The organism is Pseudomonas sp. TNT3 (assembly GCF_010095445.2).
Lineage (GTDB): Bacteria > Pseudomonadota > Gammaproteobacteria > Pseudomonadales > Pseudomonadaceae > Aquipseudomonas.
Genome location: NZ_WFGV02000005.1, coordinates 113,511 through 123,275, shown reverse-complemented (window position 1 = coordinate 123,275; position 9,765 = coordinate 113,511). Strand labels below are relative to the sequence as shown.

Here is a 9,765-nt window from a genome sequence, read left to right as displayed (position 1 = left end):
CCACAGGGCATAGGGCATAGGGCATATGGCACAGACCATAAGGCGCTCAGGATTGGTGTTTACGCCAACACCTCACACATCTGCAACGCCGAGCAATCCACCTGGAACGGTCCGAAAAAATCACCCTGGCGTTTGATCGGTGGATTGCCAGCCAGCATGCCCAACGCTTTAGCCGTCTGAATGTTGTGCGCCATGTTGTGATTGGCTTCGATGGACCGCGCCACCGCCCCTGCCGAACCTTGCCCGAACCCCAACAACGAAGCGCCGTTAGTCATGAACGCCAAAATGGCGAGCACCCAGAATTTGTGCCCTTTCATGCGCCAGCAACTCCCAAACGCTCAGCCTGATCGACCAACGCGTTTTGCGTGCGATGTTCGAACTGGATACCGGGATGGGCCACTTGAATGGGTGCATCGAAGGTCTGTTGCGACTGAGGCGACAGGCTGACGATCAGTACCATGACCACGTAGAGAGCGATGGCCAGGTAGGCGCCGTGTTTGGCTGAGGTGAGGATTGCGCTGGCCATGGTGTTCTCCGTGGGCATGTTTCAGAGCCCACAGAATCGTTGAAAACCACCGCGGCGACCAACAAGGCTTATCTATAGTAACTATCAGTTTCGTTGATCGTGAATTCCTGGAACTACGCAGGGGCATGCGCCAGGGAAACCAGTATTTAAAAGGCCCGCAAACGCGTTATGCAGGAGCGACATCACTCATGGCTTCTCGACGCAACGGCTATCGAGCTGTCAAAAGTGACTTCGCTCCTGCATAAAAAGTGCAGGGCCAGAATTTCAGGCTTGGGTTTTGTGATCCAGGGCTGCGTGGAAGTTGGCGCTCTGTTGCAGGTATTTCGGGGTGTAGCTTTGGGTGTGGGATTTTTTGCTGCTGATCTCGACGCTGGCACTGGTTGGCAAGGCCACGGTGGCAGAGATAGCGGACGCGGCAATGATGGAGAAGAGATTGAAGTTCATGGCGGTATTCCTCGGAGTCAGTTGGCTTGCTTGCCCGGTGGGGCCGTGAAGCAAACTTAACCTCCGGAGGTGATCACCTTGAAATGCTTTGTAGCACTTCCAAATATCAGTCTCATTGATAGAAGGATGCAGGCCCCATCAACCGGGGCCTGCGGCCTATTGACGCACCAGGAATTTGATATCGCTGGGCGCGTCCATGGGTAGCTTTTGCACAGTTTTGCCCAGCAAACCGGTTTTGGCGTCGCGTTCGACGACGACAATCTGATTGCTCTTCTGGTTGGCAATCAGCAAAAACCTGCCACTCGGGTCGAGGCTGAACTCACGCGGGTGATCACCTTCTACCGAGCGACGCTGCAACTCCTTGAGGTGGCCGGTGGCCGGATCGATGGCAAACAGCAACAGTTGATTGGCAGTCCCGCGGTTACTGACGTACAGGAACTTGCCATCCGCGGAAGCATGCAGCGCCGCAGCGGCCTTGTCCGAGACCGGCTGACCCGCCGCCAGATCGACCATTTGCGTCTGCTCGAGCTTGCCATCCTGGTAATCGAACACGGCAACCTGCGCGCTCATTTCCATGGTCAGCCAGGCATGCTTGCCATCCGCGCTGAACAGCAAATGTCGCGGTCCACTGCCCGGTGGCAGCTGAACCGACGCCGGGGCGGCGGCGGTCAAGGGCAGTTGCGGATTGGCCTTGGGATCGAAGCGATAGACAAAAACCTTGTCCGCCCCCAGGTCATTGGAAAACACAAAGCGGCCGTCCGGCGAAGAGATCGTCGAATGCACATGCGCCGACATCTGCCGCTCAGGATTGACCCGACTGGACGGATGACTGCTCATCTGCACCACCGGTTTGAGCGTGCCATCGACGCTGACGGGCACGACCGCCAGGGTACCTCCCGGGTCTTCAGCGACGGAATAGTTGCTGACGAACAGGTGACTGGCGTCAGCACTCAGGCTCGAATGCGTAGGCTCGTTGCCCAGGCTCTGAGCCTGGTTGATCAGGCTCAATTGGTAGGACTTGGGATCGATCGAATAGCTGCTGACGCGGCCTACCGGATCAGCCTGTCCCGGACCGTTTTCGTTGACCACGAACAGACGTTGCTGATCCTTGGACAAGGTGAGCCAGGACGGGTTTTCGGTTTTGATCACTTGCAGGGGTTTAGCGTCGATCTGCCCGGTAGCGCTGTCGAAATTCAACCGATAGATGCCCTGGCTCTGGCCGGCTGTGTAGGACCCGACCAGCAATTGGAAGTCATCGGCCGGCGCTGCCTGAACACCCATCGCGCCGACGCTGCCGGCGATCAACAGTGGCCAGAAATTACGCATCCTCATTCCCCTCGTCCTCGTCGTCACCGCCGAACGCTGTCAGGCAGACCAGTCGATGCTCGCCGGAGTCACCCGTGATCACCCAGCTCTGCAAGGTGGGGTCGAACGTGGCGGCCTGAATCTGCGCCGGGGTGAATTCCCAGTGTTTGGCCGCACGGCCGTCCATGCACTCGATGTGCAGGTTATCGTCCTCGTCCAGCGAGAATTCAAAGGCGTGCAGGCCGTCGATTTCAACCATGTCGCAGTGTTCGAGGGTGTTGAGCAAGGTGTCATTTGCGGCAGTCATGGCAGTCAATCTTTGAAAGGGGAAAGACGCCATGATAGCTCAATGTGGGGGTGGGTCTGCGCGTGCCACGTTATAGATATCGATGCGCCCCCTGTGAGAGCGAACTTTTGTGGCGAGGGGATTCATCCCCGCTGGGCTGCGAAGCGGCCCTAAAAGTTCTGCGACTGCTTCGCATTCGAACGGGGATCAATCCCCTCGCCACAAAGGCTCCCTCTTACAGGAACGTGCGTTTCGTCGTTAGAGGGCATCAGTGGACGGTTTGCCATCCACAAGGCGCTGAATGCGCAGCGGATTGCCGTTCTTCAACGCATCCGGCAGCAAACTGTCAGGGTAGTTCTGGAAACACACCGGACGCAGGAAACGGTCGATCGCCAAGGTGCCCACCGACGTACCACGGGCATCGGACGTTGCCGGATACGGCCCGCCATGGACCATCGAATCGCAGACCTCCACACCGGTCGGATAACCATTGAGCAGGATGCGTCCCACCTTTTGCTCCAACAGCGGCGTCAACTCGGCGAATTGTTCGAAGTCTTCCGGCTCGCCAATGAGGGTCGCTGTCAGTTGCCCGTGCAGGCCATTGAGTGCAGCGCTTAGCTGCGCCTGATCCGCGACTTCGACGAACACCGTGGTCGGACCGAACACTTCTTCCTGCAACACCTCATCGCCGCGGATCAACAAATCCACATTGGCCTTGAAGAGTTGCGGCTGCGCTTGATTGCCCTGTTGCGACTGGCCAGCCAGGTGTTCGATTGACGGGTGCGCGAGCAGCTTCTGCAACCCTTTGCCATAACTGCTGAGCGTGCCGGCATTGAGCATGGTTTGCGCCGGTTGGTCATTGATCAGCCCCGCTACCTGTTGCACGAACGCGCTGAACTGCGGCGAACGAATGCCGATCACCAAACCGGGGTTGGTACAGAATTGACCACAGCCTTGAACCACCGAAGCGGTGAGGTCGCGGGCGATAGTGTCGGCCCGCGCTTGCAGCGCCTGCGGCAAGATGATCACCGGGTTGATGCTCGACATCTCGGCGAACACCGGGATAGGTTGTGCACGGGCTGCGGCCATGTCGCACAAGGCTCGGCCACCCTTCAATGAACCGGTAAAACCGACAGCCTGAATCGCCGGATGTTTGACCAGCGCTTCACCGACCCCGCCGCCGTAAATCATGTTGAAGACGCCCGCCGGCATGCCGGTTTTTTCCGCCGCGCGAATGATCGCATCAGCAACGGACTCGGCGGTGGCCATGTGACCGCTGTGCGCCTTGAACACCACCGGGCAACCGGCGGCCAATGCAGACGCCGTGTCGCCGCCGGCAGTGGAAAATGCCAGCGGGAAATTGCTCGCGCCGAACACCGCCACCGGACCGAGGCCGATGCGGTACTGGCGCAAATCGGGACGGGGCAGCGGCGTGCGATTCGGCAATGGCTGATCGATCCGGGCGCCGAAGAAGTCGCCGCGACGCAGCACGTTGGCGAACAGGCGCATTTGTCCGCTGGTACGGCCACGCTCACCTTGAATGCGTGGCGCGGGCAACGCGGTTTCGCGGCAGACCAGGGCGACGAAATCATCGCCCAGAGCGTCCAGTTCATCGGCAATCCCATCGAGGAATTGCGCGCGGCGCTCCGCACTCAGACGCCGATAGGCCGGGTACGCGGCGGCAGCTGCCTTCGCCGCCGCGTCGACCTCTTCTGGTGTCGCCTGATAGAAGTCATGGGGCAACGCCTCGCCGGTAACGGCGTCGACGCTCTGGAGTGTGAGGGTGCCGGCAGCGCTGCGCTGCCCGCCTATGTAGTTATGACCAAGAATGCGGGACATGCATGTCTCCTTAAAGTGTGCCGACGGTGCCAGGTTCAAACGCTGCTTCCACGGGTGTGATGCCGTTAATCAGCGGCGCGCCGAATTCGGCCTGGCTGATCTCGAACAGATCACCGGGTCGGGTGCGAATGCCCTCGGCAAAGGACAGGGTGGCGGTGCCGAAGAAGTGAATGTGCACATCCCCCGGCCGCAGGAACTGGCTGTATTTGAAATGGTGGTACTCAAGGTTTTCCAGGCTGTGGCACATGTTGGCCTCGCCGCTGAGAAACTCGTTCTGCCACAGCACTTCGCCGTCGCGCAGAATACGGCTGGTGCCCGCCAGGTGTTGCGGCAGTTCGCCCAGCCGAAGCTCCGGGCCGTAGCTGCAGCTGCGCAGTTTTGAATGCGCCAGATAGAGGTAGTTCTTGCGTTCCATGACGTGGTCGGAAAACTCGTTGCCCACCGCATAACCGAGGCGATAGGGCCTGGCGTCGGGACCGATGACATACAAACCACTGAGCTCCGGCTCTTCCCCGGCATCTTCAGCGAACGGCGGCACAGGAAACGGATGACCAGGGCGTACAACGATGCTGCCGTCACCCTTGTAAAACCATTCAGGCTGTACACCCGCCTGCCCTGCTGCGGGTTTGCCGCCCTCCACGCCCCATTTGAAGATGCGCATGGTGTCGGTCATCGCGGTTTCGTCGCCGATCTGCTGGTGCATCTTGTCGCGAGCCGAGGCGCTGCCCAGGTGGGTCAGGCCGGTACCGCTGACCAGCATGTGCGCCGGGTCCGGGTGATCCAACGGTGGCAGGATGCGACATTGGGTCAGCAGCTCTGCATAGTCGTGACTGAGGCCCAGCCCCAATGCCTGGACCTGTTGCTCAAGATTTTTACCGGCCTCAATGGCCGCCAACGCCAGATCGCGAACCGTGCGCGCATCCAGCACCTCACGCACCAGCCCCTCCTCGACCACGCCAACCCGGCGCTCGCCGTTAATCAATTCGAACTGAACCAAACGCATGGTTTTCTCCTTTAAACAAACCTTTCAACAGCACTGCAAAATCCTGTGGGAGCTGGCTTGCCAGCGATAGCGAACTGTCAGGTACATCAACGCACAACGCGCTGCCGTCATCGCTGGCAAGCCAGCTCCCACAGGGGGCGGAGTAAGTTGTTCAAGTACGCGTCGCACCCCGTGCGCTGGCGGCGAATTGGTCAGCCGGCAGCACATGTTTGCGCTCCAGCAAGCGGTACACCACGCCGGTCAACACGAGCCCGAAGACCATCACGCCGGACAGGAAATACAGCCCCGAGGCGAGATTTCCGGTGTATTCCTTCAACGCACCAATAACGAACGGACCGATGTAGCCGCCCAGGTTGCCCACCGAGTTGATCAAGGCGATACCCGCTGCGGCACTGGCGCCGGCGAAGAAACGACCCGGCAAGGTCCAGAACACGGCGGTGCACGAGAACAACGCGAACGCCACCAGACACAGCGCCGCCAATTGCGCCACCGGCATCGTCAGCCAGGCGCTGAAGAACAGACCGATCGCGCCCAGTACATAGAGCACCGCGAGATGACCGTAGCGATCATTCAGTCGGTCTGAGCTGCGCGGGATGATCAACAAGCCAATGATCCCGAAAATGTACGGCACCGATGACACGAACCCGGTCGTCAGGTCGCTGCCGCCAAATTGCTTGATCAGCGTCGGCAGCCACAGACCGAGCCCATAAATGCTCAAAGTCACTGGCAGATAGAACAACGCCAGCAGCAACACCCGTTTGTCCTTGAGGGCGTGCAATGGATTGCCGTGGCGAGTCTGGCCATATTCCTGAAGGTCCTTTTGCAGTTCGCCGGTCAGCCAGTCCTTCTCGGCTTGGTCCATCCATTTGACCTGTTGCGGACCGTCCGGCAGCCAGCGCAGCACCGGCCAGGTCAGCAGGATCGCGGGGGTGCCGATGACGATGAACAGCCATTGCCAACCGTGCAGCCCGAGGGTGCCGTCCATGCCGAGCAGACCGCCGGACACGGGGCCGGTGATCATCATTGCGATGGGTTGCGAGAGGATGAACAGCCCCAGGATCTTGCCGCGATGGCGCACCGGGAACCATTGGGTGATGTAGTAGAGAACGCCCGGAAAGAACCCGGCTTCGGCGGCTCCGAGCAGGAAGCGCATGACATAAAAACTGTGCGGCCCCTGAACGAAAGCCATGCCGATGGTGATCGCGCCCCAGGTCACCATGATCCGCGCAAACCAGCGCCGCGCGCCGAAGCGTTCGAGCATCAGGTTGCTGGGAATCTCCAGCAGGAAGTAACCGATGAAGAACAGCCCGGCGCCCAGTCCATAGGCAGCGTCGCCAATGCCGATGTCCGCGCCCATGTGCAGCTTGGCGAACCCTACGGCGGAGCGATCCACATAGGCGATCAGGTACAGCAGGATCAGGAAAGGAATCAGTTTCAGCGTGATGCGACGTATCAGCCGCAGTTCCTGGCTCATGAGATCGGTCTCCGATTGTTGTTGTTATAGAACCTCGGGGGACGCCTCTCGCAGAAAACCGCCAGGGCAATCCCTCCGTTGCGACCGACTATATAGTATTACTATTTACTCAACAACACTTCCAAACCGTCGATTTAGCGCTTATGTTATCCATCAGTCTGAACAATATAGTCATACAATAAGAGAATCGATCATGTCTGATAAAAAACCCAATCTGCGCTCTGCCCAATGGTTCGGCACGGCTGACAAGAACGGCTTCATGTACCGCAGCTGGATGAAGAATCAGGGGATTGCCGACCACCAGTTCCATGGCAAGCCGATCATCGGGATCTGCAATACCTGGTCGGAACTGACCCCCTGTAACGCGCATTTCCGCCAGATCGCGGAGCACGTCAAACGTGGGGTGATCGAGGCAGGCGGCTGGCCGGTTGAGTTTCCGGTGTTTTCCAATGGCGAATCGAATCTGCGTCCGACCGCCATGTTCACGCGAAATCTGACGAGCATGGATGTGGAGGAAGCGATTCGCGGCAACCCGATTGATGGCGTCGTGCTGTTGACCGGCTGCGACAAAACCACGCCTGCCCTGTTGATGGGCGCAGCCAGTTGCGACGTACCGGCCATCGTCGTGACCGGCGGGCCGATGCTCAACGGCAAGCACAAGGGTCAGGACATCGGTTCCGGCACCGTGGTGTGGCAACTCAGTGAGCAGGTCAAGGCGGGCACCATCACCCTTGATGACTTCCTCGCGGCCGAGGGTGGCATGTCCCGTTCGGCGGGCACCTGCAACACCATGGGCACCGCCTCGACCATGGCCTGCATGGCTGAAGCCCTGGGCACTTCCCTGCCCCACAACGCGGCGATTCCAGCCGTCGACGCACGCCGTTATGTGTTGGCGCACATGTCCGGCATGCGGGCGGTAGAGATGGTTCGCGAAGACTTGAAGCTGTCGAAAATCCTCACCAAAGAAGCATTCGAAAACGCCATTCGCGTCAACGCCGCCATCGGTGGTTCGACCAATGCCGTTATCCACCTGAAGGCCATTGCCGGCCGCATCGGTGTGGACCTGGAGCTGGATGACTGGACCCGCATGGGTCGAGGCATGCCGACCATCGTCGACCTGCAACCGTCCGGTCGTTTCCTCATGGAAGAGTTCTACTATGCCGGAGGCTTGCCCGCCGTACTGCGCCGCCTCGGCGAAGCCAATCTGATTCCCCATCCTGATGCGTTGACCGTCAACGGCAAATCCATTGGCGAGAACACCAGGGAAGCGCCGATCTATGGTCAGGACGAGGTCATTCGCACCCTCGACAATCCCATCCGCGACGACGGGGGCATCTGTGTGCTGCGCGGCAACCTGGCGCCGCTCGGTGCCGTGCTCAAACCGTCCGCCGCCAGTGCTGAGCTGATGCAGCATCGCGGTCGTGCGGTGGTGTTCGAGAACTTCGACATGTACAAGGCGCGGATCAACGATCCAGAGCTGGACGTGGATGCGAACTCGATACTGGTCATGAAAAACTGCGGCCCGAAGGGTTATCCGGGCATGGCTGAAGTTGGCAACATGGGCTTGCCGGCCAAGCTGTTAGCGCAAGGTGTGACGGACATGGTGCGCATTTCCGATGCGCGCATGAGCGGCACCGCCTACGGCACGGTGGTGCTGCATGTCGCCCCCGAAGCCGCTGCCGGCGGGCCTTTGGCGACGGTAAAAGAAGGAGACTGGATCGAACTCGATTGCGCCAGCGGGCGACTGCACCTGGATATTCCGGACGCGGAGCTCGCGGCGCGCATGGCGGATCTGCAACCACCGCAGCAACTGATTGTGGGCGGTTATCGTCAGCTGTACATCGATCATGTACTGCAAGCAGATCAGGGCTGTGACTTCGATTTCCTGGTCGGATGCCGAGGCGCCGAAGTGCCGCGCCACTCGCATTAAGCGCAAAAGATCGCAGCCTGCGGCAGCTCCTGCATTGGAATGCATTCCACTGTGGGAGCCAGCCTGCTGGCGATTACGGTCTGTCAGTCGATACCCATGTGGCCTGACACACCGCTAATCGCTAGCAGGCTGGCTCCCACATTTGGTTTGTGTATCCACCTCAATACTGTGTCGTGCCTGCTATCATGCGCGGCATCTCCATCCCACAGGATCGCGCCGTTCCCCATGGATTACCGCAAACCCTCCGACCGCAAAAGCATGCACTCGCGCATCGTCCAGGAACTGGGCATGCAGATCGTTTCCGGGCGGTTCAAACCGGACGACAAGTTGCCCGCCGAAGCGCTGTTGTGCGAAGAGTACGCGGTCAGCCGACCGGTGCTGCGCGAAGCCACGCGGGTACTGGTTGCCAAAGGCCTGGTGTATTCCCGTCCGCGCGTCGGCACGGTGGTCAAGCAGCGCAAGGAATGGCACATGCTCGACCCGGACGTGTTGCACTGGCTGATGCAAAGCAGTCCGCAAAATGAATTCTTCGACCTGCTGACCAGTGTGCGCAGCATCATCGAACCCGCTGCGGCCGCCCTGGCCGCCCAGTTCGCCACCGACGCGGACATCGCCTCCATCGGTGAAGCCTATCAACGCATGGAAGCCGCGCCGACACCGGAAGCCTTGCTGCAACCGGACCTGGATTTCCATAGCCGGATCGCCGATGCGACGCACAACGATTTGCTGGCGAACCTGTGCAACATGCTCTCGGTCGCGATTGCCGAAGCGCTGAAGCATTCCAACCAGCGACCGAACCTGCATGAACTGGCATTGCCACGGCATAAGGCAATCCTCACCGCCATCGAAAACCGCGACGCTCTCGGTGCACGGCATGCGACGCTGGTGCAGCTGGATGATGCGCGCAATGCCCTGAGCACGGTGCTGGGGCAGACCTTGTAATATTCGCGATACCCCA

10 protein-coding genes are annotated in these 9,765 nt (G+C 59.8%); 2 read left to right on the top strand and 8 right to left on the bottom strand.

Annotation, left to right across the window (positions count from 1 at the left end):
- Positions 1–59: 59 nt before the first annotated feature.
- From GBC55_RS05260 to GBC55_RS05225, 8 genes are all read right to left on the bottom strand, one after another.
- Complete coding sequence (locus tag GBC55_RS05260; protein WP_162436753.1) at positions 60–317, bottom strand: hypothetical protein; 258 nt, start codon at positions 315–317, stop codon at positions 60–62.
- Positions 314–526, bottom strand: coding sequence for a hypothetical protein (locus tag GBC55_RS05255; protein WP_162436754.1), 213 nt, complete (start codon positions 524–526; stop codon positions 314–316). The genes GBC55_RS05260 and GBC55_RS05255 overlap by 4 nt, the downstream gene beginning before the upstream one ends.
- 264 nt (positions 527–790) lie before the next feature.
- A complete protein-coding gene (locus GBC55_RS05250; RefSeq protein ID WP_162436755.1) occupies positions 791–970 on the bottom strand; it encodes a hypothetical protein in 180 nt (59 codons plus the stop codon).
- A gap of 156 nt (positions 971–1,126) precedes the next feature.
- Entirely contained in the window at positions 1,127–2,296 is a 1,170-nt protein-coding gene (locus GBC55_RS05245; RefSeq protein ID WP_162436829.1) for a lactonase family protein, read from the bottom strand.
- Positions 2,289–2,582 carry a DUF5629 family protein gene (locus GBC55_RS05240; RefSeq protein ID WP_162436756.1) on the bottom strand — a complete coding sequence of 98 codons (294 nt, stop codon included), beginning with the start codon at positions 2,580–2,582 and terminating at the stop codon, positions 2,289–2,291. Before GBC55_RS05240 ends, GBC55_RS05245 begins: the two co-directional genes overlap by 8 nt.
- A 237-nt stretch (positions 2,583–2,819) precedes the next feature.
- Positions 2,820–4,400, bottom strand: a complete 1,581-nt coding sequence (locus GBC55_RS05235; protein ID WP_162436757.1) for an aldehyde dehydrogenase (NADP(+)) — start codon at positions 4,398–4,400, stop codon at positions 2,820–2,822.
- A gap of 10 nt (positions 4,401–4,410) precedes the next feature.
- The gene (gene araD1, locus GBC55_RS05230) at positions 4,411–5,403 is read right to left on the bottom strand and encodes an AraD1 family protein (RefSeq protein WP_162436758.1); all 993 of its coding nucleotides are present in this window, start codon (positions 5,401–5,403) and stop codon (positions 4,411–4,413) included.
- 151 nt (positions 5,404–5,554) lie between these two features.
- Entirely contained in the window at positions 5,555–6,877 is a 1,323-nt protein-coding gene (locus GBC55_RS05225; protein ID WP_162436759.1) for an MFS transporter, read from the bottom strand.
- A gap of 193 nt (positions 6,878–7,070) precedes the next feature.
- Here GBC55_RS05225 and GBC55_RS05220 point away from each other — a divergent pair, with 193 nt between their 5' ends.
- Positions 7,071–8,807, top strand: coding sequence for an IlvD/Edd family dehydratase (locus GBC55_RS05220; RefSeq protein ID WP_162436760.1), 1,737 nt, complete (start codon positions 7,071–7,073; stop codon positions 8,805–8,807).
- Positions 8,808–9,032: 225 nt separating this feature from the next.
- Positions 9,033–9,749: a FadR/GntR family transcriptional regulator gene (locus tag GBC55_RS05215; RefSeq protein ID WP_162436761.1), complete on the top strand. Its 717-nt coding sequence runs from the start codon at positions 9,033–9,035 to the stop codon at positions 9,747–9,749.
- The last annotated feature ends 16 nt before the right edge of the window (positions 9,750–9,765 follow it).

What these genes read in the sequence shown, in the direction of transcription:
- GBC55_RS05260 (WP_162436753.1), bottom strand. Translation starts at nt 317, where the DNA reads ATGAAAGGGCACAAATTCTGGGTGCTCGCCATTTTGGCGTTCATGACT.
- GBC55_RS05255 (WP_162436754.1), bottom strand. Translation starts at nt 526, where the DNA reads ATGGCCAGCGCAATCCTCACCTCAGCCAAACACGGCGCCTACCTGGCC.
- GBC55_RS05250 (WP_162436755.1), bottom strand. Translation starts at nt 970, where the DNA reads ATGAACTTCAATCTCTTCTCCATCATTGCCGCGTCCGCTATCTCTGCC.
- GBC55_RS05245 (WP_162436829.1), bottom strand. Translation starts at nt 2,296, where the DNA reads ATGCGTAATTTCTGGCCACTGTTGATCGCCGGCAGCGTCGGCGCGATG.
- GBC55_RS05240 (WP_162436756.1), bottom strand. Translation starts at nt 2,582, where the DNA reads ATGACTGCCGCAAATGACACCTTGCTCAACACCCTCGAACACTGCGAC.
- GBC55_RS05235 (WP_162436757.1), bottom strand. Translation starts at nt 4,400, where the DNA reads ATGTCCCGCATTCTTGGTCATAACTACATAGGCGGGCAGCGCAGCGCT.
- araD1 (WP_162436758.1), bottom strand. Translation starts at nt 5,403, where the DNA reads ATGCGTTTGGTTCAGTTCGAATTGATTAACGGCGAGCGCCGGGTTGGC.
- GBC55_RS05225 (WP_162436759.1), bottom strand. Translation starts at nt 6,877, where the DNA reads ATGAGCCAGGAACTGCGGCTGATACGTCGCATCACGCTGAAACTGATT.
- GBC55_RS05220 (WP_162436760.1), top strand. Translation starts at nt 7,071, where the DNA reads ATGTCTGATAAAAAACCCAATCTGCGCTCTGCCCAATGGTTCGGCACG.
- GBC55_RS05215 (WP_162436761.1), top strand. Translation starts at nt 9,033, where the DNA reads ATGGATTACCGCAAACCCTCCGACCGCAAAAGCATGCACTCGCGCATC.